The organism is Paracraurococcus lichenis, assembly GCF_030657435.1.
GTDB lineage: Bacteria > Pseudomonadota > Alphaproteobacteria > Acetobacterales > Acetobacteraceae > Paracraurococcus > Paracraurococcus lichenis.
On record NZ_JAUTWS010000011.1, the window covers coordinates 78253 to 97497 of the forward strand.

The 19245-nt window shown below is 74.1% G+C and carries 26 protein-coding genes; 10 read left to right on the forward strand and 16 right to left on the reverse strand.

The window, feature by feature from the left end; genetic code table 11:
• Positions 1 to 2: 2 nt before the first annotated feature.
• Genes Q7A36_RS13400 through flgB form a run of 5 tightly spaced genes read right to left on the reverse strand, consistent with a single transcriptional unit; the run spans position 3 to position 2163 of the window.
• The gene (locus tag Q7A36_RS13400) at positions 3 to 764 is read right to left on the reverse strand and encodes a flagellar biosynthetic protein FliR (protein WP_305104207.1); all 762 of its coding nucleotides are present in this window, start codon (positions 762 to 764) and stop codon (positions 3 to 5) included.
• Positions 761 to 1039, reverse strand: coding sequence for a flagellar biosynthetic protein FliQ (locus Q7A36_RS13405; protein ID WP_305104208.1), 279 nt, complete (start codon positions 1037 to 1039; stop codon positions 761 to 763). Before Q7A36_RS13405 ends, Q7A36_RS13400 begins: the two co-directional genes overlap by 4 nt.
• Complete coding sequence (locus Q7A36_RS13410; RefSeq protein WP_305104209.1) at positions 1039 to 1347, reverse strand: flagellar hook-basal body complex protein FliE; 309 nt, start codon at positions 1345 to 1347, stop codon at positions 1039 to 1041. Before Q7A36_RS13410 ends, Q7A36_RS13405 begins: the two co-directional genes overlap by 1 nt.
• The gene (gene flgC, locus Q7A36_RS13415) at positions 1347 to 1754 is read right to left on the reverse strand and encodes a flagellar basal body rod protein FlgC (RefSeq protein ID WP_305104210.1); all 408 of its coding nucleotides are present in this window, start codon (positions 1752 to 1754) and stop codon (positions 1347 to 1349) included. The genes Q7A36_RS13410 and flgC overlap by 1 nt, the downstream gene beginning before the upstream one ends.
• Positions 1755 to 1770: 16 nt before the next feature.
• Positions 1771 to 2163, reverse strand: coding sequence for a flagellar basal body rod protein FlgB (gene flgB, locus Q7A36_RS13420; protein WP_305104211.1), 393 nt, complete (start codon positions 2161 to 2163; stop codon positions 1771 to 1773).
• A 145-nt stretch (positions 2164 to 2308) separates the two neighbouring features.
• Here flgB and Q7A36_RS13425 point away from each other — a divergent pair, with 145 nt between their 5' ends.
• The 6 genes from Q7A36_RS13425 (at position 2309) to Q7A36_RS13450 (ending at position 6171) form a co-directional block, all read left to right on the forward strand.
• Positions 2309 to 2560, forward strand: coding sequence for a hypothetical protein (locus Q7A36_RS13425; RefSeq protein ID WP_305104212.1), 252 nt, complete (start codon positions 2309 to 2311; stop codon positions 2558 to 2560).
• A gap of 31 nt (positions 2561 to 2591) precedes the next feature.
• Positions 2592 to 2855 (forward strand): flagellar biosynthetic protein FliO, encoded by a 264-nt coding sequence (locus Q7A36_RS13430; protein ID WP_305104213.1) that lies wholly within the window; start codon positions 2592 to 2594, stop codon positions 2853 to 2855.
• Positions 2852 to 3589 carry a flagellar type III secretion system pore protein FliP gene (fliP, locus tag Q7A36_RS13435; RefSeq protein ID WP_305104214.1) on the forward strand — a complete coding sequence of 246 codons (738 nt, stop codon included), beginning with the start codon at positions 2852 to 2854 and terminating at the stop codon, positions 3587 to 3589. Before Q7A36_RS13430 ends, fliP begins: the two co-directional genes overlap by 4 nt.
• A gap of 67 nt (positions 3590 to 3656) precedes the next feature.
• Entirely contained in the window at positions 3657 to 5126 is a 1470-nt protein-coding gene (locus tag Q7A36_RS13440) for a hypothetical protein (RefSeq protein ID WP_305104215.1), read from the forward strand.
• A gap of 191 nt (positions 5127 to 5317) precedes the next feature.
• The gene (locus tag Q7A36_RS13445; protein WP_305104216.1) at positions 5318 to 5686 is read left to right on the forward strand and encodes a heavy metal-binding domain-containing protein; all 369 of its coding nucleotides are present in this window, start codon (positions 5318 to 5320) and stop codon (positions 5684 to 5686) included.
• Entirely contained in the window at positions 5683 to 6171 is a 489-nt protein-coding gene (locus Q7A36_RS13450; RefSeq protein WP_305104217.1) for an NUDIX domain-containing protein, read from the forward strand. The genes Q7A36_RS13445 and Q7A36_RS13450 overlap by 4 nt, the downstream gene beginning before the upstream one ends.
• 1 nt (position 6172) lies before the next feature.
• Here the strand turns inward: Q7A36_RS13450 and speE are convergent, their stop codons facing one another.
• From speE to Q7A36_RS13495, 9 genes are all read right to left on the reverse strand, one after another.
• A complete protein-coding gene (gene speE, locus Q7A36_RS13455) occupies positions 6173 to 7042 on the reverse strand; it encodes a polyamine aminopropyltransferase (protein WP_305104218.1) in 870 nt (289 codons plus the stop codon).
• 72 nt (positions 7043 to 7114) lie between these two features.
• On the reverse strand, positions 7115 to 7570 hold the full coding sequence (speD, locus tag Q7A36_RS13460) for an adenosylmethionine decarboxylase (RefSeq protein ID WP_305104219.1): 456 nt from the start codon (positions 7568 to 7570) through the stop codon (positions 7115 to 7117).
• A gap of 157 nt (positions 7571 to 7727) precedes the next feature.
• The gene (locus Q7A36_RS13465) at positions 7728 to 10655 is read right to left on the reverse strand and encodes a hypothetical protein (protein WP_305104220.1); all 2928 of its coding nucleotides are present in this window, start codon (positions 10653 to 10655) and stop codon (positions 7728 to 7730) included.
• A complete protein-coding gene (locus tag Q7A36_RS13470) occupies positions 10655 to 11248 on the reverse strand; it encodes a protein phosphatase CheZ (protein WP_305104221.1) in 594 nt (197 codons plus the stop codon). Before Q7A36_RS13470 ends, Q7A36_RS13465 begins: the two co-directional genes overlap by 1 nt.
• Complete coding sequence (locus Q7A36_RS13475; protein WP_305104222.1) at positions 11241 to 11621, reverse strand: chemotaxis response regulator CheY; 381 nt, start codon at positions 11619 to 11621, stop codon at positions 11241 to 11243. The genes Q7A36_RS13470 and Q7A36_RS13475 overlap by 8 nt, the downstream gene beginning before the upstream one ends.
• Positions 11622 to 11662: 41 nt before the next feature.
• Positions 11663 to 12295 carry a MotE family protein gene (locus Q7A36_RS13480; RefSeq protein WP_305104223.1) on the reverse strand — a complete coding sequence of 211 codons (633 nt, stop codon included), beginning with the start codon at positions 12293 to 12295 and terminating at the stop codon, positions 11663 to 11665.
• Positions 12295 to 12717, reverse strand: coding sequence for a DUF6468 domain-containing protein (locus Q7A36_RS13485; RefSeq protein WP_305104224.1), 423 nt, complete (start codon positions 12715 to 12717; stop codon positions 12295 to 12297). The genes Q7A36_RS13480 and Q7A36_RS13485 overlap by 1 nt, the downstream gene beginning before the upstream one ends.
• Positions 12718 to 12720: 3 nt before the next feature.
• Positions 12721 to 13788 (reverse strand): flagellar motor switch protein FliM, encoded by a 1068-nt coding sequence (gene fliM, locus Q7A36_RS13490; protein ID WP_305104225.1) that lies wholly within the window; start codon positions 13786 to 13788, stop codon positions 12721 to 12723.
• Positions 13785 to 14303: a flagellar basal body-associated FliL family protein gene (locus Q7A36_RS13495; RefSeq protein WP_305104226.1), complete on the reverse strand. Its 519-nt coding sequence runs from the start codon at positions 14301 to 14303 to the stop codon at positions 13785 to 13787. The genes fliM and Q7A36_RS13495 overlap by 4 nt, the downstream gene beginning before the upstream one ends.
• A gap of 239 nt (positions 14304 to 14542) precedes the next feature.
• Between Q7A36_RS13495 and flgF the strand changes: the two genes are divergently transcribed.
• Genes flgF through flgH form a run of 4 tightly spaced genes read left to right on the forward strand, consistent with a single transcriptional unit; the run spans position 14543 to position 17730 of the window.
• Complete coding sequence (gene flgF, locus Q7A36_RS13500; protein WP_305104227.1) at positions 14543 to 15265, forward strand: flagellar basal-body rod protein FlgF; 723 nt, start codon at positions 14543 to 14545, stop codon at positions 15263 to 15265.
• Positions 15266 to 15275: 10 nt separating this feature from the next.
• Complete coding sequence (gene flgG, locus Q7A36_RS13505) at positions 15276 to 16061, forward strand: flagellar basal-body rod protein FlgG (RefSeq protein WP_305104228.1); 786 nt, start codon at positions 15276 to 15278, stop codon at positions 16059 to 16061.
• A gap of 5 nt (positions 16062 to 16066) precedes the next feature.
• Positions 16067 to 17008, forward strand: a complete 942-nt coding sequence (gene flgA, locus Q7A36_RS13510) for a flagellar basal body P-ring formation chaperone FlgA (RefSeq protein WP_305104229.1) — start codon at positions 16067 to 16069, stop codon at positions 17006 to 17008.
• Positions 17008 to 17730, forward strand: a complete 723-nt coding sequence (gene flgH / locus Q7A36_RS13515; RefSeq protein ID WP_305104230.1) for a flagellar basal body L-ring protein FlgH — start codon at positions 17008 to 17010, stop codon at positions 17728 to 17730. The genes flgA and flgH overlap by 1 nt, the downstream gene beginning before the upstream one ends.
• A gap of 390 nt (positions 17731 to 18120) precedes the next feature.
• On the opposite strand, the gene Q7A36_RS13520 is transcribed toward flgH, so the two are convergent.
• Entirely contained in the window at positions 18121 to 18825 is a 705-nt protein-coding gene (locus Q7A36_RS13520) for an IS630 family transposase (protein ID WP_305104231.1), read from the reverse strand.
• A complete protein-coding gene (locus Q7A36_RS13525; protein WP_305104232.1) occupies positions 18738 to 19178 on the reverse strand; it encodes a helix-turn-helix domain-containing protein in 441 nt (146 codons plus the stop codon). Before Q7A36_RS13525 ends, Q7A36_RS13520 begins: the two co-directional genes overlap by 88 nt.
• Positions 19179 to 19245: the final 67 nt, after the last annotated feature.

The window sequence follows — 19245 nt, forward strand, 5'->3', positions numbered from 1 at the left end:
GCTCAGCCCAGCCCCGGCAGGGCGCCGAACCCGTCCCGCGCCGCCGCCAGCCAGGTGTCGAGCAGCGCCGGCAGGACCAGGGCGAGCAGCAGCAGCCCCGCCAGGATCTGCCCCGGCGCCAGCAGCACGAAGGCCGGCATCGTCGGCGCCAGCCGCGAGAGCAGGCCGAGCGCGAATTGCCCGAGGATGCCGGCCAGCAGCAGCGGCGCGGCCAGGCGCAGCGCGAGGGAGAGGCTGTCCGCCACCGCCTGCGCCAGCACCGCCGCCTGGCTTGGCACCGGCAGCGCGCCGCCGGCCGGCAGCAGCGCATAGCTCTCGGCCAGCGCCCGCAGCGGCAGGGCATAGAGCCCGGTCGAGAGGACCAGCATCACCGCGACCAGGCCGAAGAGGCGCGACAGCGCCGTGCCCTGCGCGCCGAAGGCGGGATCGGCCTGCAGCGGGCTGGCGAGGCCGATCATCAGCGCCATGATCTGACCGGCCTGGGCCAGCGCCAGTTCCACCAGCCGCGCCAGCAGGCCGAGCCAGAGGCCGATCGCCGTCTCCGTCGCCAGCAGCCGCAGCACCTCCGGCACCTCTCCGGGCAGGGGCGGCAGGCCGGGCGCGGCCACCGGCAGCAACAGGGCGGTGAGGGTCAGGGCCAGCGCCAGCCGGATGGTCGCCGGCACCTCCGCCGCGCCGATCCCGGGCAGCAGCATCGCTGCGCCGCCGATGCGGGCCAGCACCAGCACGGCCTGGAAGACGAGGCCGGGCAGCGCCTCCGTCACCGCGGCTGCCCGCCCAGCGCCACCACGCGCTCGTAGAGCTGCGTGGCATAGCCCTGCAGCGCCAGGGTCATGGCCGGTCCGGTCAGCAGCAGCACGACAGCCATGGCGACCAGCTTCGGCAGGAAGGCCAGCGTCGCCTCCTGGATCTGGGTCATCGCCTGCAGCACAGAGACGAGAAGGCCGATGGTGAGCATCGCCAGCAGGGGCGGCCAGGCGAGCTGCAGGGCCAGCCACAGCGCCTCCCGCAGGGCGAGCGCGGTCGGGTCCTCCGTCATCAGATCGGCATGCGCATGACGTCCTGGTAGGCGGCGACGACCTTGTCGCGCAGCGTGACCGCGGTCTGCAGCGCCATCTCGGCCCGTGCCACGGCGAGGACGACATCGGTCACGCTGCCCTGGCCGACCAGCGCCTCGCCGCTCGCGGCATCGGCGGCGCGGCCGATCTCGACCGCGCCCTCCACCGCGCGCTGCAGGGCGGCGCCGAAATCGCCGCCCTCCGCGCCCGGGGCGGCGAGGCCGGCGCCGGGCGACTGCGCGGCGCGATAGGCAGCCGCGGCGGCGAGCGGACCGAGGGCGGGCGGCATCAGCGCAGCGATTCGATGGCGCGGGTCAGCATGCCGCGCGTGACCTCGAGCACCGAGAGGTTGGCGCTGTAGCTGCGCTGCGCCTCCCGCATGTCCATCATCTCGACCAGGCTGTCGACATTCGGGCGCTTGACATAGCCCTTCTCGTCCGCCGCGGGGTGGGAGGGATCGTGCACCTGCGGGAAGTCGCCGGGCTCGGTGCCGATCTGCCGCACGGCCACCGTCTCCGCGCCCAGGCTGCGGTCGAGGCGGGCGCCGAAGGTGACGGTCTTGCGGCGATAGGGATCGGCGCCCGGCGCGTCGCCGGTGCTGTCGCGGTTGGCCAGGTTCTCCGCCACCACCCGCAGCCGGGTGGACTGCGCCGCCATGCCGGCGGCCGAGATGCGCAGCGCCCGTTCGAGATCCATGCGGCCCCTCCCTGCCCTATTGCGTCCGCCCGAGCGCGGTGCGGAACAGGCCGAGCCAGCGGCGGTGCAGGCCGATGGCCAGCGCATGCGCGGTATCGGTATCGGCGACCTTCAGCGCCTCCCGGTCCAGGGAGACGGCATTGCCGTTCGGCGAGGCCTCGGTCGCCGTGCGGTCGATGCGGGCGCGCGGGTCGCGTGCCGGCGCGATGTGCTGCGCATCGGTGCGGATCAGGGCGACGGCCATCGCGCCCTGCTTCGCCACCAGCCGGGCGAAGTCGGGCAGGTCGCGCGGCCGGTAGCCGGGCGTATCGGCATTGGCGATGTTCTGCGCCAGCACCCGCTGGCGGGCATCGAGCCAGGCCAGCCGGCGCTCGGCCAGGGCGACGGGGGCGCTCTGCGACGGGTCCATGCGCCGAGCATGCCGGGAGGAGGCCGAAGATTCCGTAAAGCGAAGCGCGCCGGGCGACCCCCTCGAGCCGTGCGCCAAACCAGGCCATCAAAGCCTGCCGGGCCGGCGAGGCTTCCTTAACCCGCGGCAGGCGAGACTGCGGCGCATGAGCCCCTGCGCCCACACCCCGGTCTCGCCCGCCGCCGCCATCGACTCCCTGCACGGCACGCTGGTCGTCGCGCGCGCCCTCGCCGAATCCGGCCGGCGGATCGACCTCGCCGGCCTCGATGCCGGCGCCGCCGCGCTCTGCGCCGCCATCGCCATGCTGCCGCCCGGGCAGGCGAGGCCGCTGCGCCCCGCGCTGGTCGCGCTGCTCGAGGAGGTGGAGGGGCTCGGCGCCGCCCTGCCCCCGCCCTGACCCATCCACCGCGTCGGCAGGAGGCCGCCGGTTGTTCCCCGATCCCGAAGCCGTCCTGCGGGCCGGCATCGCACTCCTCGCCATCCTGCTGCCGCTCTGGCTGATCGCCCGCGCGCTGCGCGGCAGCCGCGCGGGGCAGAAGGCCGGGCGCCGGCTGGCGGTGGAGGAGGCGCTGGCCCTCGATGCCCGCCGCCGGCTGCTGCTGGTCCGCTGCGACGGGCGGGAGGTGCTGCTGCTCACCGGCGGCGCGCAGGACGCCGTCATCGGCTGGCTGCCGCCGCGGGAGGCGCCATGAGGATCCTCCTGCCGCCCCTCCTCCTGCTGCTCGCCGCGGCGCCGGCCGCGGCACAGAGCGTCAGCATCGACCTCGGCGCGGCCGGCCAGCCCGGCGCGACCTCGCGCCTCGTGCTGCTGACCGCGCTGGTCGGGGTGCTCTCCCTCGCGCCCTCGCTGCTGGTCATGGCGACGGCCTTCACCCGCATCACCATCGTGCTGGCCCTGCTGCGCAGCGCCATCGGCGCGCAGGGCGTGCCGCCGAACCCGGCGCTGATCGGCCTCTCGCTCTTCCTCACCCTCTTCGTCATGCAGCCGGTGCTGGAGCAGAGCTGGACCGCGGGGCTGCAGCCGCTGATGGAGGCGCGGGTCGGCGAGATCGAGGGGCTGCAGGCCGCGGCCGAGCCCTTCCGGCGCTTCATGGCCGCCCAGGCGACGGAGGCCGACCTCGCGCTCTTCCTCGACCTCGCCAGGCTGCCCCCCCTGCCGGAGGGCGCGGCGCCCGAGCAGATCCCCTGGCGCGCCCTGCTGCCGGCCTTCCTGATCGGGGAGCTCAAGCGCGCCTTCGAGATCGGCTTCCTGCTCTTCCTGCCCTTCCTCGTGCTCGACATGGTGGTGGCCAGCCTGCTCATGTCGCTCGGCATGATGATGCTGCCGCCCAACGTGGTGGCGCTGCCCTTCAAGCTGATCTTCTTCGTGCTGGTGGATGGCTGGCGGCTGGTGGCGGGGGGGCTGGTGCAGGGCTTCGGGGCGTGACGAGGTCGTTGCGGAACGGCCATGCCGGGTCCTAGCCTTGCCGGGACCGCCTGGGGCCCGAACCGCGATGCACCCGAGCCGCGCCGCCCTGCTCGCCCTTCTCCTCCTGCTGGCGCCGCGGGTCGGGTTCGCGGCAGCCCCGGCCAGTTGCCGCGGCGCCGGCGGCGCGCTGGGCATCGAGGCATTCCTGGCCCGCACGCTGGAGGCGGCGCCGGTGGGCGAGCCGAGCCCCCTGCCGGTCGAGGCGACGCGGCCGAGCGCCGCCGCCGATGCCATGGCCACCCTCACCCTGAGGTCGGGCGGCAGCGTCGCCCCGGAACGCTGGCGCGGCGCCGTCTTCATCGGCGGCGCCCGCAGCAAGGAGGCCGTGGTCGCCAAGTACCCGAAGGGGAGCTTCCCGACATTCCTCCGCACGCCGGTGCGGACCGACTTCGCCCGCACCGGACGCCGCGTCGATGTCGGCGCCCGCGACGACGGCCAGGTCACCCTGCGCATGGAGGTGCCGGAGAACCGCACCGGCTGGTTCAACGAGGTCTGGTATTTCGTGGTCGCCGCCTGCGACCCGGCGAACGGGGAGATGCTGGGCTTCGGCGTCACCGAGGTGCGGGTGAACCCCTTCGGCTGGTCGGTGGTGATCGCGGCGGGCGCGGCCCTCGTCGTCTGGCTCGGCGTCGCGCGCTGGGCCTGGTCGGAGCATGCGGACCGGCTGCAGGCCTGCTGGGCGCGGCACCCGCCGCCCGCCGCGCAGGCCGGCCAGGACCCGGCCGATCCCTTCGGCCGGCCCGCCCGGTGGCATGACCTGGGCGAACCCCTGGTGCGCCGGCGCCTGGCCTGGAAGGCGCTCCGCGCCATCGACCCGGTCTTCATCAGCCAGGACGCGCTCGGCAGCGGCAGCATGGCGCGGCTGCAGATCCTGGCCTTCACCCTGACCGTCGGCGGCGTCGCCCTCTATGTCTTCCTGCGCAGCGGCGCGCTGTCCGAGATGTCCGCCGGTGTGCTCGAGCTGCTCGGCATCACCGCGGCGGGATCGAGCCTCGCGCAGCTCGCGGGCTCGACGCCGGGCCTCTCGGCGCGCAGCCGGCAATTGCTGCTCGGCACCGGCAGCCTGACGCTCGGCGCCGACCTGCCGGGCTGGCGGGACGTGGTGACCGCGAATGGCGAGGTGGACGTCACCCGCGTGCAGGCGCTGATCTTCTCCGGCCTCGCCATCGCCTCCCTGGTCGTGAACGGCGCCGCGAACCTCGCCGAATTCGCGCTGCCGCAGAGCATCGTGGCGCTGCTCGGGCTCAGCCAGGGCATCTATGTCTTCGGCAAGCTGGTGCCGAACGAGACGCTGCGTCAGCTCGAGCAGCAGATCACCCTGGTCCGCTCCGCCGCGGCCGCCGCGCGAAGCGCCGCCCCGGCCGATGCGGCGGCAGCCGATACCGCCTTCGCCCAGGCGAAGGAGGCCGCGGCGGCGACCGCCGAGAACATCTTCGGCGAGCGCTTCGACAGTCCCCGCTTCCGGACGCTCGCGCCGGTGGCCGTGCCGAGCTGATACCGACCGGCAGACGTCACGACGTCTGCCGGTCGGTATCGCGCGCAGGGTTGGCGTGGCGGCTGCGCGCCAAACAACAAGCCATGGCGGACAGCACCTGTGCTGGCTGGCATGGCGCATCGGCGGCACCCGGGACAGGCACGACCGGGCCGGATGCGGTAGAATCGGCTTCCAACTGAGAGCCGCCGCGCATGATCCTCGCCACCACCACCGTCATCCAGGGCCGCGAGGTCGACCGCTATCTCGGCATCGTCTTCGGCGACACCGTGCTCGGGGTGAATGCCTTCAAGGATTTCCTCGGTGGCCTGCGCGACATCATCGGCGGCCGCTCCGGCACCTATGAGCGGGAGCTGGGCACGGCGCGCGACGCCGCCATGCGGGGCCTCGTGGCGCAGGCCGAGGCGCTCGGCGCGCAGGCCGTCCTCGGCATCGACCTCGACTACGAGGTGCTCGGCAGCAAGAACGGCATGCTGATGGTGAGCGTGAGCGGCACCGCCGTCACCCTGAAGGGCGAGGCGGGCGTCGCGGCCGGCAGCCCCTGGGCCCGCGCCGGCGGATGAAGCCGCCGCAGGGCGAGCTCTTTCCCGCTACGACCAGGCCCCGCGCACCGCGCCGCACCAGTTGCGGCGTCATCGTCACGGAGGGAGAGCGGCTGCTGATCGGGCATGCAACCCGCTCGGCGCTCTGGGACATCCCGAAGGGCCTGGCCGAGCCGGGCGAGGACCATCGCAGCGCCGCGCTGCGCGAACTGCGGGAGGAGACGGGGCTGGCGGCGCCGGCGGAGGCGCTGATCCCGCTCGGCCTGCATGCCTATCTCCGCGGCAAGGACCTCGCCCTCTTCGCCTGGCGGCCGGAGGCCATGCCGGATCCGGCCGCGCTGCGATGCCGTTCGCTCATGCGCCTGCCGGACGGGCGCTGGATCCCGGAACTCGACGCCTTCGCCGTGCTGCCCTGGGCGGAGGCGCTGCCGCGGCTCGGCAAGAGCATGCAGCGCGTCCTGCAGGACGTGCGGGACGGCCCGGACTGGCCGTTCCGCGACACCTGACTCACCCCTGCGGCAAGGTCTCGGCGATATAGGGCGGCAGGTTGAAGGCGCCGACATGGATCTCCGGCGTCCAGTAGCGCGTGATGCCCAGGATGCCCGCCGCCTCGGCGCGGCGGCGGATCTCCTCGACCGGCACGCGGCGCTGCGCCGCGTCCTTCGAGGCCCAGCCGAGCGTCATGAAGCCGCCGACATAGGTCGGCACCGCCGCCACATAGGCCGATATGTCGGGGAAGGCCTTGCCGCGGCGGATGGAGGTCTCGCGCAACTCGTCGGCCTGCATGAAGGGCACGCCGCACTGGTTCACCACCAGCCCGCGGTCCGACAGCAGCCGCGCCGCATTGGCGTAGAACTCGTCGGTGAAGAGCACCTCGCCGACGCCGATCGGGTCCGTGCTGTCGACGATCACCACGTCGAAGCTGCCGGCCGCGGCTTTGCGGACATGGTCGATGCCGTCGCCGACGATCACCTCGGCCCGCGGATCGGTCCAGGCGTCGCCGCCGATGCCCGGCAGGTGCTCCTTGCAGAGACGGATGACCTCGCCGTCGATCTCGACCATCACGGCGCGCTCGACGCCCTTGTGCTGCAGCACGCGCTTCAGCACGCCGCCATCGCCCGCGCCGATGATCAGCACGCGCTTCGCCGACCCATGCGCCAGCAGCGGCACATGCGTCAGCATCTCCTGGTAGACGAACTCGTCGCCTTCCGTGATCTGCACCACGCCGTCGAGCAGCATGACGCGGCCATGCGTCTCGCTCTCGAAGATCATGATGTCCTGGAACGCGCTCTGCACCCGGGCGAGCTCGCGCACCACCCGGAAGCGCTGGCCCCAGGCGCTGTAGAGGGTCTCGTTGACCCAGGAATCGGTCGCCATGGCGGTGTCCCTGACACAGACGGGGCGGGACCTTGCGGCCCCGCCCCGGCCTTCGCACGCTACGGTTCTATGTCAGCCGACCAGGCCGCGCTTGTGCTCGGCGAGCTGCACGCGACCGGGCTGGAAGCCCTTCTTCAGCACCGGGATGGCGAGATACGGGTTGCAGGCGCCGCAGACGAAGATGTCGAGCGCCGCGTAGTCCCGCTCCGGCCAGGTGTGGATGGAGACATGGCTCTCCGCCAGCACCAGCACGCCGGACACGCCGCTGTTCGGGCCGAAATGATGGAAGTGGCCGTGCAGGATCGTCGCACCGGTGGCGACGGCCGCCTCGCGCAGCACTTCGTCGATGTGCTCGGGATCCGCCAGGTTGGTGGCGTCCCATAGATCAATGATCAGGTGCGTGCCGGCGAATTTCACGCCGTCACGGCTGACAAAGTAATCCTTGGCCTCGCTCACCGAGGTCGCAGAATTCTGGGCTTCGCTCGGGAGCTGCTCCGAGACCATCCCCAGTTGGAGAAGAGCGTCCATCGCGGGCTCCTGTTCCCACCAGCAGATGACCAGGGTGATCGGGGATCGATCAGGTCAACGGCGGCGGCATATGGGGCAAGGGGGTCGGGGGTGCAACCCATTTTTTCCGATCGGCGGCCGGAAAAACTGCCGCCCTCCCCCGCGGGGGACGCGGGACTCAGCGCGTGACCGGCGCGCCTGCCCGCAATGCCTCCAGCCGCGCAGGCAGGCTCCGGAAAAGCTGCAGCTCCCGCTGCAGCCGCGGCAGATCGGCGAGGCCGCGCAGCGGATCGGCGGTGAGCAGGGCGAAGGCCTCCGCCAGCGGCCCTTCGCCCATCCGCGCCGCCGCGGATTCGCGCAGCGCGGCCAGCGCCGGCTCGTCACCCGCGAGCGCGAGCAGCGCCGCCTGCCGCAGCAGCAGCCGGCGCTGTGCATCGGCCAGCGTCGCGGGCGGCGCCGGCAGCGTCGCGGCGAGATGCGTGCCGAGCGCCGCTGCGGCGCCGGCCCAGTCGGTGGATTCGGTCAGCAGCTCCGCCAAGGCCTCCCCGCCCGCGGGACCGAGGGCGCGGAGCGCCGCCACCGCCTCCGGCACCCGGCCGCGCCTGGCGTCCAGCCGCGCGGCGAGCACGGCGCGGGGCTGCGCGAGGCCGGCCGGCAGTTCGGGCGCGGCGCTGTCGGCAAGCGCCGCCTCCGCGCCGGAGAGATCACTCTCCTGCAGCCGCAATGCGGCGAGGCGAAGACCGAGCGCCGCACGCGAGGTGCCGGCGGCGCGCTCCATCGCCTGCCGCAGCAGCGCCGCCGCCCGGTCGCCGAGATCGAGCGCGAGCAGCCGGTCCGCCAGCACCAGCATCGCTTCCTCGCCGCGCGGATCGGCCGGCAGCAGCTCGGGAAAGGCGTCGAAGAGCGCGACGGCGGCGAGCGGCGGCGATTCGGCAAGGCCGGCCAGGAAGGCGTCGCGGATCGCCGGCTGCAGCGCCTCTGCCTGCTCCGGCAGCATCGCCGCGGTCTCCCGCAGCAGGGCGAGCGCGCCGCGCGCATCGCCCGACCCGCGGCGCAGCGTGGCGAGGCGCAGCCGTGTCTCGAGCTCCTGCCGATCGCCGCGCCAGGCATAGAGCGCGGCCTCGAGCGCGCGCGCGGCCGCCTTCGCATCGATCGCCCCGGTGACGAGGCGCAGCTCCACCCCGCGGCGGATCGCCCGCGCCCGCGCCTGCCGGTCGCGGCCGGCCGCAGCACGGTCATAGAGGGCCAGCGCCTCCTCTGGCTTGCCGTCGAGTTCGGCGAGGATGGCGCGCGGCAGGACCAGGTCCTCCGCCGCCTCGCCCGCCCTGCCAAGCAGCCGTGCCAGCGCGGCGCGCTCCCCCGCCTCGGCCAGCGCGAGGGCGGCGAGCGGCAGCAGCCGGGCGCGCAGCGCCGCCGGGTAGGCGAGCAGCAGGGGCATGGTGGCGGCGAAGCCCGGCCCGGCCTCCCGCCACTCGCCCTGCGCCGCGGCCAGCGCCGCGCGCCAGAGGGTCGCCTCGTCGCTCTCCGGCCAGTCCGGCGCCCGCAGCGCCCCGGCCTCGGCCAGGCGACCGGCCAGCAGCGCGGCGGCCCCGGCGAGCGCGGCATAGCCGGCATCGGCCGTGGCCCGCGGATCCTCGGCGAAGCCGAGGGCGAGCATGGCCTGCGCCTCCTGCGGCAGCCCGAGCGCGAGCAGCGCCTCCCCGGCCGCGCGGCGCTGCGCCAGGCGCGTGAGCGGCGCGGCGCCGGCAATCGCGGCCTGCAGCGCCTGGGCGCGGTTGAGGAGTTCGGCCGGCGGCTGGTCCGGCAGGTCGAAGCTGCGGGTCATGGCCGGTGCCGCCGGCGGCTGGGTGACGCCGGCATCCAGCGCGAAGCGAGCGCCACCGGCCGCGGCGATGCCGAAGCGGCCGCGCAGGGCCTGGACCGCGACGCCGTCCGACCGCGCCAGCACCGCGGCGCCGAGCAGGCTCGGCAGCAGGTCGAATTCCGGCAGGCGGCGCCCGACGGGCAGCGCCTCCGCCCCCTCGCGCAGGGTGCCGAGCAGCAGGGGCAGCCCGGTCTCCGGATCGGCCACCGGCACGACCCGGCCGGGGGCCGCGGCCTTCAGCAGCAGGCGGGGCGGCGGGCCGGGCTCGGCCTCCGGCATCAGCGCCGGTGCGCCCTCAAGGGCGGGGGCCGGGCGGATCGCCTCCAGCACCCAGCCCGCGGCCTCCCGCCGGGCGCGCAATTGGCCAGGCGGCGCCAGCGGCAGGCGCAGCAGCGTCGCGCCCGGCAGCGGGTCCGCCACCAGGGCGCCGAAGACCGGATGGCCGCGCAGCGGGGCGAGGTCCGGCGCCTCCGCGCTGTCGAGCACCGCCAGCACCTCGCCACCGCGGCGGACCACCGCGGCCCCGGTGCCGGCGGGGACGGGCAGCAGCACGGCCTGACCGCCGGGCAAGGGCCGCGCAGGGCGGGCGGCAGGCAGCGCGACCGGGGGCGCCGGTGCAGCCGCTGCGGGCGCCGCCGGCGATGTGGGCATTGCCGCGACCGATGCGGCCGGTGCCGGGGGCGACGGCGCCGCCAGGGCGGGCGGTGGCGACGGCGCCTCCGGCGGCGCGGCCCCGCGCGTCCGGCGGGCCCGGGAGCGGGCCTCGACGGGCCCGGCCGGCGGAGGTGACGCCGCCACGGGCCGCGCCGCCGCCCGCGTCCGTTCCGGCGCGGGCGGCTGTGCCGGTGGATCCGCCACGTCCACCACCACCCGGGCGCCGAGTCGGTAGGCCTTCGCGCTGGCCCCGGGCCGCAGGACCAGGCGGATGCCCTCCGGCTCCTCGGCCAGCGACAGGAGGTTGCGCGGCAGGCGGGCCGGCGGCTGCAGCGTGGTCCCGGCCGGGACGCGCAGCAGCACGCCGTCGCCCTGCTGCTGCAGCGACCAGGCAGGCAGCGCCGGCCAGTCGAAGACCAGCCGGCCGAAGCCCGGATGGTCGCCGCTGCGGACCGTCACCCGCTCCGCCAGCGCGGCGGCGGGCGGCAGCGCCAGCGCGGCCGCGAGCGCCAGGACCTGCCAAGGCCGGGCGCCACCCATCCACGCCGGGGCGGGACGCCGCCCCTCGCCGGCAGGCCGCCGGCGCATCAGTCGAAGCTCGCCAGCAGCCGGTCGATATCCGCCTGGGAGGTGGCGGCGGTCGGAAGCTGCGGGCCGTTCGCCAGCTTCTCGCCTTCCGTCCGGCCATCCGCCTCGGGCTCCGGCGCAGGCGGCGGCGCCTCCCCCGCGGCCGGCGCGAAGCTCGCGGTCACCGCCGCCACCCGCTTCTCGATCGCCTTCAGCGCCGCCACCACCTTGCCGATGCGCTGGCCGGTGATGTCCTGGAAGCTGCAGGCCTCGTAGATGCGGGTGACGGCGGAGCCGACCACCTCGGCCGCCTCGCCGGAGAGGCTCGGCTGCAGCGCCTCCAGCTTCTCGCAGCAGTCGAGGATCTCGTTGGTCGCCTCGGCGGTGTGCTCCACCACCGCGTCCAGTTCGTCGGTCGCGGTCGGGATGTGGCTGTGGTTGATGTCCTCGACCCGCAGCGCGGCGATTTCGGACTTGGCGCGCGCCACCTCGCGGCCGAGCGCCTCGAGCTCGGCGAGCAGCGCGGCCTCGGTCACCGTCATGGCGCCGGAGAGGCTGCCGAGGACGGCGCGCACCGCCTCCTCGATCCGGTCCTGGCCCTGTCCGTCAGGCATGCGCCATCACCTTCTCGATCTTCTCGCGCAGCGTCTCGGCGTTGAAGGGCTTGACGATGTAGTTGGAGACGCCGGCCTGCTTCGCCGCCACCACGTTCTCCGTCTTGCTCTCGGCGGTGATCATGATGAAGGGCAGGTCCTTCAGCCGCGCATCCGCCCGCACCTCCTTCAGCAGGTCGAGGCCGGTCATCGGCTGCATGTTCCAGTCCGAGATCACCAGGCCGAAGCTGCCGGCGCGCAGCTTGGCCAGCGCCTCCTGCCCGTCGGTCGCCTCCTCGACATTGTTGAAGTCGAGCTGCTTGAGCAGGTTGCGGATGATCCGGAGCATCGTCTTGTAGTCGTCGACGATCAGGACATTGGTGTTCTTGTCCATGGGGCGGCTGCGCCTTCCTTTGCCGGTTGCGGGGTTGCGGGTCAGTCGGCGGGGCGGGCGCGGTGGCGCGCCAGCTCCGCGGTGATGGTCCGGGCGCGCTCCGGCTTCATGGCGCCGAGCACCGGCGCCGCCTTGCGCTCCCCCATGCGGTCGAGGATCTGCACCAGCACGGGCAGGTCCAGCTCGTCGAAGATCGCCGCCGCGTCGCGCGGCCGCATGCCCTCGTAGAGCCGGACCATCTGCCGCCAGCCGGCCTCCTCGCGCTCGCCGAGCCTGCGGTCGAAGGCGGCCAGCCGCTCCTGCAGGGCCGAGAGCTCCTCGACCCGCTGGCTCAGCCGCTTCTCGGCCGCGGCGAGGACCATCTCGCGCGCCGCCAGCGCCTGCTCGCGCGCCTCGAGTTCGCCGCGCCGGGCGCGCAGCCCCTCCAGGACCGCGCGCTCGGCCTGCTGCTCGGGCGTCGGGCCCTCGGGCGCCAGGGTCTGCAGCGGGCGCGCCGGGGCGGGCGTCGGCGCGAAGGCGGCCGCGGCGGGCTTGGCCTCGCTGCCGGCGCGGGCCGGCGCGACCAGGGCGAGGGGCGACATCGCCTCGCCGCCTGGCCGGGCGAGGCCGTAGAGCTTCACGCCGAGCAGCAGCGCCATGGCGCCGATGACGGCGGGCAGCAGGCGCGGGCGCATCAGCGGCCTGCCCGCAGGGCGCGCAGCAGGGCGCGCTCGGCCTGGCTGCGGCCGGCCTCGGCGGGCGGCGCCGGCTCGGGCGGGTCCTGCGCCAGGGGCCGGGCGGCGCGCACCAGCGCCTCCAGCCGGTCGGCCAGGCCCTCGGCCCGCTCCACGAGGTAGCGCAGGTCGTCGCGCAGCGGCTCGACCGCGGCGAGCCGTTCGGAAAGCTGCCGCCCGCCGCCCTCGGCCGCGGCGCGCAGCCGGATGGAGGCGGCCTCGGCCAGCCGCGTCGCCTCCGTCAGGTTGCCGGCGCTGCCCTCCAGCGCCGCGCGGTCGCGCCGCACCGCGGCGAGCGCGCGTTCCAGCCGCACCACCAGCGGCAGGGCGACGGCCAGCAGCAGCACGACGGCGAGCTGGAGCAGCCATTCGAACCAGCCCATGGCTCAGGCCTCCTCCTGCCGGCGCACCTCGCGGGCGATGCGCACCGCGAGGCGGTTCTCCCGCCGGCCGAGCTCGGCCTCGAAGAGCGGGACCTCGCCGCAGCGGAGCATCACCGGCGCGCCCGGCGCGACGTTCAGCAGGATCTGGTCGCCGCGCTGCAGCGACATGACGGAGGCGAGCGGCATGGTCTGCTCGTCCAGCACCACGTCGAGCGCGAGCTCGGTATGGCGCAGCTCCTCGGCCAGGTGGGTCTCCCAGATCGAGTCGCGGCCGAATTTCTCGCCCATGAACTGCTGCAGCAGCAGCTCGCGCACCGGCTCCAGCGTCGCATAGGGCAGCAGCAGCTCGATCTTGCCGCCGCGATCCTCCATGTCGACGCGCAGGCGGGACAGGATGCAGGCATTGGCGAGGCGGGAGATGGCGGCGAAGCGCGGGTTCACCTCCAGCCGCTCGAACCGGAAGGTGGCGGTCGAGAGCGGGCCGAAGGCGTCCGAGAGGTCCTGCAGCACCACGGTGATCAGCCGCTCGACCAGCGTGCGCTCGATGGTGGTGTAGGGCCGGCCCTCGATCCGCATGGCCGCGGTGCCGCGGCGGCCGCCGAGCAGGACATCCACCACCGAGTAGATCAGCGCGGAATCGACCACCAGCAGGCCGTAATTGTCCCACTCCTCCACCTTGAAGACCGCCAGCATCGCCGGCAGCGGCACGCTGTTGAGGTAGTCCCCGAAGCGGAGCGAGACGATGCTGTCGATCGAGACCTCCACGTTGTCGGAGGTGAAGTTGCGCAGCGAGGTCGAGAGGATGCGCACCAGCCGGTCGAAGACGATCTCCAGCATCGGCAGGCGCTCGTAGGAGACGAGGCCGGCGCTGACGATGCGCTGGATGCCGGTCTGCTCCTCCTGCCGGGCGCTGTCGCTGCCGAAGCCGAGCAGGCTGTCGATCTCCGCCTGGTTCAGCACGCGCGTGGAATCGGGCGTCGGCGCGGCCGGCGCGGGGGATGCGCCCTCCTGCTCCAGCGCCTCGCCCCAGGCGGCGGCGAGATCGTCTTCCTCCTGCGACGACGGGCTCATTGCACGAGGATTTCCGTGAAGAGCACGTCGGTGACGCGGGCGGGCGCGGCGGCGATGGCGGCGCGGGCGATCAGCTCCTCCCGCAGCCGCTGGGTGCCGGCGCTGCCGCGCAGCTCCTCCGGCCGCATCTCCCGCAGGTAGGTGGTGTAGAGGTCGAGCAGCCGCGGCATGGCGGCCTGGATCGCCGCCGCATCCTCGGGCTTCGAGAGCTCGAGCTTGCTCCGCAGCCGGATGTAGCTGGCGCGGCGGCCGGGCACGTTCAGGTTGGCGGTGATCTCCGGCATGTCGAAGAAGACCGGCGGACGCGGCGGCGCCGGCGCGGCGGGCGCAGCGCCCTCGGCCGCCGCATGCGCCTCCGGCTCGTCCAGGCCGAGCAGCCCGGGCAGCACCCCGGTGAACCAGAGGCCGGCGCCCAGGGCGGCCGCCACGGCGGGAAGGGCGAGCAGCGGCAGCCTGCGCCTGCCGCCCTTCGCCGCGCCCCCCGCGCCCTCCGCTGCCTCAGCCTGCGCCGACATCCCTTGCCCCGGTCCTGCCGGCGCATCCTGGCCGGGCCGGGCTTAAGGAAGCTTTGCACCGGCAGGGCCGGCCGGGCGGGCGGCAGGATCTGCCGCGGCCGGCAGGAGCCGCCGCCCCATCCCGGCGGCGGGGCTGGCACGCGGGTTGCGGATCCGGCGCCGAAGCCCAGGCGCCAGGACGGCGCCGAAGCCCAGGGCGCCAGGACGGCGCCGCCCCGTCACGCCCGACCGGAACCGCCATGGACACGCCCGGCTACGTCATCCTCTCCCGCCTCGGCGCGCAGCTCCGCGCCACCCAGGTGCTGGCGAACAACCTGGCCAATGCCGATACGCCCGGCTTCCAGGCGCAGCGACCGGTCTTCGCCAGCTTCCTCCGGCCGCAGCCCGGCGGCGGCGTCGCCTACAGCATCGACCGCGCCACCTGGCGGCAGACCGCGCCCGGCCCGCTGACCGCCACCGGCAATCCCTTCGACCTCGCGCTCCGCGGCGAGGGCTTCTTCGTCCTCGAGACCCCGGGCGGCGAGGAACGCTACACCCGCGCCGGCCGCTTCACCCTCTCGGGCGACGGGCGGCTGGTGGATGCCGAGGGCAATGCCGTGCTGGATGCGCGCGGCGCGCCGCTCACCCTCGGGCCCGGCGACAGCCGGGTGCGGGTGCTGGGCGACGGCACCGTGCAATCGGAGAACGGCGTCGTCGGCCAGCTCCGCGTGGTGCGGTTCGAGGCGCCGCAGCAGCTGCGCCCGGTCGGCGACCGGCTCTTCGCCGCCGAGGAGGCGCCGCAGCCCATGGACCGGCCCGGCGTCGTGCAGGGCGCGGTCGAGGGCAGCAACGTGAGTTCCGTGCTGGAGATGGTGCGCATGACCGAGGAGGTGCGCGAGTTCCAGAACGCCGTGACCTTCGCCGACCGGGAAGGCGAGCGCCTGCAGACTGCGGTCGACCGCATCCTGCGCAAGCGGAGCTGAGGAGAGGGACATGCGCTCGCTCGAGATCGCCGGCACGGGGATGCTGGCCCAGCAGACCAATGTCGAGGTCATCTCCAACAACATCGCCAATATGAGCACCACCGGCTACAAGCGCCGGCGGGCCGAGTTCCAGGACCTGCTCTACCAGAACATGCGCCGCGTCGGCTCGCAGAGCTCGGAGACCGGCAGCATTCTGCCTTCCGGCGCGCAGGTCGGCCTCGGCGTCAAGACCTCGGCGATCTACCGCATCGGCGAGCAGGGCAGCCTGCAGCAGACCGAGAACCGCTTCGACCTGGCGATCCGCGGCAATGGCTTCTTCCAGGTCCAGCTCCCCTCCGGCGAGATCGCCTATACCCGCGACGGCACCTTCGGCCTCTCGGCCGAGGGCCAGATCGTGACGGCGGAAGGCTTCCTGGTGCTGCCCGGCATCACCATCCCCGCGGCCGCGCGGGACGTGACGATCAATGCGGCGGGCGAGGTGCTGGCCAAGCTCGACGGCCAGGTGAACCCGCAGAATGTCGGGCAGGTCCAGACCGCGATCTTCGCCAACGAGGGCGGGCTCGAGGCCATGGGCGACAACATGCTGCTGGCGACGCCCGCCTCCGGCCAGCCGCAGCTCGCGGCCCCCGGACAGCCCGGCCACGGCCAGGTGCTGCAGGGCTTCATCGAGAGCTCGAACGTCAACGTGGTGCAGGAGATCACCAGCCTGATCACGGCGCAGCGGGCCTATGAGATGAACAGCAAGGTCATCACGGCGAGCGACGAGATGCTCTCGACGCTCTCGCGCATGCGGTGAGGGCGATGCGCCTGCTATTCCTCCTGCTGCTCCTCGCCCTGCCCGCCGCGGCGCAGGAGCTGGCCGGACCGCGGCCGCTGGTGGTCACCGAGGACACCGTGCTCCGCCTCGGCGACATCTTCGAGGGCGCCGGGCCGCGCGCGGCGCAGCCGATCGGCGCCGCGCCGGCGCCGGGCCGGCGGCTGGTGATCGAGGCGCCGCAGCTCGCGGCGCTGGCCCGCGCGCAAGGCCTGCCCTGGCGCCCGGTCTCGGCGCAGGAACGGGTGGTGGTGGAGCGGCCGGGCCAGGCGGTGCCGCGCGACGACATCGCCGCGGCGCTGCGGGCGGAGCTGCTGCGGCTCGGCCTCGACCCGGAGGCGGAGCTGGAGCTGGGGCCGCTCCCGTCCCTCATGGTCCCGCCCGGCGCCCCGCCGCGGCTGCTGGCCGAGAGCCCGAGCCTCGATGCCACGAGCGGCCGCTTCGCGGCGACCCTCGCGGTGATCGCCGAGGGCATGCCGGTGCTACGGCAGCGCATCGCCGGCCGCGCCCTGCCGACCCTGGCGGCGGTCGTGGCGACGCGCCGCCTCTCGCTCGGCGAGGTGGTCGGGCCGGGCGATGCGCGGCTGTTGCGGCTGCGGGCGGAGCGGGTGCGGCCCGGCACGGCCGACCAGCTCGATCAGGTGCTGGGCCAGCAGCTCCGGCGGCCGATGGGGGCCGAGGCGCCCTTCCTCCGCGCCGATCTCGGCCCGCCGCCGCTGGTCGAGAAGAACGCGCTGGTGACCATGGTGGTGGAGGCGCCGGGCCTGGCGCTGACCGCCCAGGGACGGTCGCTGGAGGCGGGGCCGCGCGGCGGGCTGGTGCCGGTGATGAACCTCGCCAGCCGGACGGTGGTGGAGGGGCAGGTGATCGGCCCCGGCCACGTGCGCGTCGCCATGGGCGCGGCGCCGATCCGCATGGCGGGCGAGTGATGCGCGGGCTCTGCCTCCTCGCCGCGCTGCTGCTCGCGGGTTGCGGGCAGCTCGAGAGGCTGTCGCGCGTCGGCCGGGCGCCGGAGCTCTCCGCCGTGCAGGACCCGACGGCCGATCCGGCCTGGCGGCCGGTCTCCATGCCCATGCCCGGGCTGCAGGACCCGCCGGCCGCGGCCAACAGCCTCTGGCGTCCCGGCAGCCGCACCTTCCTCCGCGACCAGCGGGCGGCGCAGGTTGGCGACCTCATCACCATCCTGGTCAGCATCGACGACCAGGCGCAGTTGCAGAACCGCACCCAGCGGGCGCGCAGCGGCAGCGACACGATGGGCATGCCGCAGCTCTTCGGCATGCAGACGCGCTGGCTGCCGCGGGCGGCGAGCCCGGACACGCTGGTCAGCGCCTCCGGCAACCAGACGACGGATGGCGACGGCAGCGTGAAGCGGACGGAGAGCGTGACGCTGCGCCTGGCCGCGACGGTGACGCAGGTGCTGCCGAACGGCAACCTGGTGGTGGCCGGCAAGCAGGAGGTGCGGGTCAGCGCCGAGATGCGCGAGCTATCGGTGCAGGGCGTGATCCGGCCGCAGGACATCGCCAGCGACAACACCATCCGGCACGACCGGCTGGCGGAAGCGCGGATCGCCTATGGCGGGCGTGGCACGCTCTCCGACCTGCAGCAGCCGCGGCTGGGCTCGCAACTGCTCGACATCCTGCTGCCCTTCTGAGCGTCTGCCCGGGCAGCACGACGGTCCGGTGGGCAAGCAGCATCAGGCAGTCGCCCGATCCGTGGATGTCATGCCCCCTGGCGTGGTGCAGGAGGCGGCCATCGCGGTGAACCTGGGTCGGGCTGATGTGCGGCACGCGACCTCTGCCCTGGGAGCCCAGGATGGCCGAGCAGGAGACTGCCCTTCGCGAGCCCCTGGCGAAGGGCACAGACGCCGATCCTCTTCGCGGGAGTCTCGGCTTCGCGGCCAAGCGGCTGATGGAGCTCGAGGTGCCGGGCGCTCCGACGAGCGCCCGAACCGCTCGCGCCGGAGGGGCGCGGTCCGCACCCGCAAGCGCACCCTTGGGCGAAAGCGGGCAATGCGTCGGCACCAGGAGAGTGCGATGGTATGCTAAGCAGAGATTCGGTGCTTGCCCAACGGATGGGTGCGGCGTTGCTGGTTTCGGGCCTGGACGGCGGCGTGGATGGCCTGATTGAGGGCGTCGACGTCCTGGAAGGTCTGGTGAGCGAGGTGATGGGCTTTGAGGTCGCGCCAGGCGGCTTCGATGTCGTTGAGTTCGGGCGCGTATTTCGGCAGCCACTCGACGGTGAGCCAGTGCGACCGGGCGGCGAGCGCAGCCCGCGACAGCTTGCTGGTGTGGATCGGGCCATTGTCCTCGACCAGCACGACCGGCTTGGCCGGCCGACCTGGCTTGGGCCCGTAGACCTCATCGAGTTGCTGGAGGTGGGCGACGAAGTCGCTGCTGCGCTTGGTCGGGCTGGTATGCACGATCAACTGGCGGGTGAGGTGATCGAGCGAGCCGAGCATGGCGATCTTCTTCGCCTGCCCCGGCGCCGGCACCCGCAGGTCGGCGCCGGCCTTCGCCCAGGCCCGCGCGAGGTAGGGGTGGGTCAGTGCCTCGCTCTCGTCGCCATACAGCAGCACGATGTCGCCGGCCTCGGCCTGCTGCTGGCGCAACTGCAGGCGCAGTCCGACCCGCTCGACCTCGGCGGCCACTTGGCGCCCCTTCAGCGTGTGCCGCGGCCGTCGCCAGCGGAACTTTTTTTGCGCAACATCTTGGACAGTTGCGAGCGACTGATCCGCACGCCCTCGCAAGCCTCAATCTCGGCACGCAGCCGGGCGATGATCCAGTTCGGCCGATCCGCCACCGCCGCCTCCAGCAGCGGCGTCGCAACACGCAATGCCGCCTCGCTCTTCACCGGCGCCGGTCCGGGCGCGACGCGGGTTTTCAGCGCCGTCGCACCGCCGGACGCAAACAGGCTGCGCCACAGCCGCACCGTGTCTTCGCGGACCCTGAACGCCTGGCCGATCCGCGCGCTGGTCCAGCCCGACAGCGTCAGCATCACCGCCCGGGCCCGGTCCGCCTCACCGCGATCATCCGACCCCGCCAGAGCTTCCAGCGCCAACCGCTCAGCCGCATCCGCCCGCAACGGCGACTTGCCCGCCATCCCACCCATCCGCGAATCGATGCACAGCGAATCGCAGATACATCCGTTGGGCAAGCCGTCAGAACCT

Coding starts and splice junctions, on each gene's coding strand:
- speD (WP_305104219.1), bottom strand. CDS start 7,570: ATGGACGCTCTTCTCCAACTGGGGATGGTCTCGGAGCAGCTCCCGAGC.
- fliP (WP_305104214.1), top strand. CDS start 2,852: ATGAGGATCCTCCTGCCGCCCCTCCTCCTGCTGCTCGCCGCGGCGCCG.
- Q7A36_RS13475 (WP_305104222.1), bottom strand. CDS start 11,621: ATGGACAAGAACACCAATGTCCTGATCGTCGACGACTACAAGACGATG.
- Q7A36_RS13480 (WP_305104223.1), bottom strand. CDS start 12,295: ATGCGCCCGCGCCTGCTGCCCGCCGTCATCGGCGCCATGGCGCTGCTG.
- flgA (WP_305104229.1), top strand. CDS start 16,067: ATGCGCCTGCTATTCCTCCTGCTGCTCCTCGCCCTGCCCGCCGCGGCG.
- speE (WP_305104218.1), bottom strand. CDS start 7,042: ATGGCGACCGATTCCTGGGTCAACGAGACCCTCTACAGCGCCTGGGGC.
- flgH (WP_305104230.1), top strand. CDS start 17,008: ATGCGCGGGCTCTGCCTCCTCGCCGCGCTGCTGCTCGCGGGTTGCGGG.
- flgC (WP_305104210.1), bottom strand. CDS start 1,754: ATGGATCTCGAACGGGCGCTGCGCATCTCGGCCGCCGGCATGGCGGCG.
- Q7A36_RS13440 (WP_305104215.1), top strand. CDS start 3,657: ATGCACCCGAGCCGCGCCGCCCTGCTCGCCCTTCTCCTCCTGCTGGCG.
- Q7A36_RS13450 (WP_305104217.1), top strand. CDS start 5,683: ATGAAGCCGCCGCAGGGCGAGCTCTTTCCCGCTACGACCAGGCCCCGC.
- fliM (WP_305104225.1), bottom strand. CDS start 13,788: ATGAGCCCGTCGTCGCAGGAGGAAGACGATCTCGCCGCCGCCTGGGGC.
- Q7A36_RS13495 (WP_305104226.1), bottom strand. CDS start 14,303: ATGTCGGCGCAGGCTGAGGCAGCGGAGGGCGCGGGGGGCGCGGCGAAG.
- Q7A36_RS13405 (WP_305104208.1), bottom strand. CDS start 1,039: ATGACGGAGGACCCGACCGCGCTCGCCCTGCGGGAGGCGCTGTGGCTG.
- Q7A36_RS13470 (WP_305104221.1), bottom strand. CDS start 11,248: ATGCCTGACGGACAGGGCCAGGACCGGATCGAGGAGGCGGTGCGCGCC.
- flgG (WP_305104228.1), top strand. CDS start 15,276: ATGCGCTCGCTCGAGATCGCCGGCACGGGGATGCTGGCCCAGCAGACC.
- flgF (WP_305104227.1), top strand. CDS start 14,543: ATGGACACGCCCGGCTACGTCATCCTCTCCCGCCTCGGCGCGCAGCTC.
- Q7A36_RS13485 (WP_305104224.1), bottom strand. CDS start 12,717: ATGGGCTGGTTCGAATGGCTGCTCCAGCTCGCCGTCGTGCTGCTGCTG.
- Q7A36_RS13465 (WP_305104220.1), bottom strand. CDS start 10,655: ATGCGCCGGCGGCCTGCCGGCGAGGGGCGGCGTCCCGCCCCGGCGTGG.
- Q7A36_RS13445 (WP_305104216.1), top strand. CDS start 5,318: ATGATCCTCGCCACCACCACCGTCATCCAGGGCCGCGAGGTCGACCGC.
- Q7A36_RS13525 (WP_305104232.1), bottom strand. CDS start 19,178: ATGGCGGGCAAGTCGCCGTTGCGGGCGGATGCGGCTGAGCGGTTGGCG.
- flgB (WP_305104211.1), bottom strand. CDS start 2,163: ATGGACCCGTCGCAGAGCGCCCCCGTCGCCCTGGCCGAGCGCCGGCTG.
- Q7A36_RS13425 (WP_305104212.1), top strand. CDS start 2,309: ATGAGCCCCTGCGCCCACACCCCGGTCTCGCCCGCCGCCGCCATCGAC.
- Q7A36_RS13410 (WP_305104209.1), bottom strand. CDS start 1,347: ATGCCGCCCGCCCTCGGTCCGCTCGCCGCCGCGGCTGCCTATCGCGCC.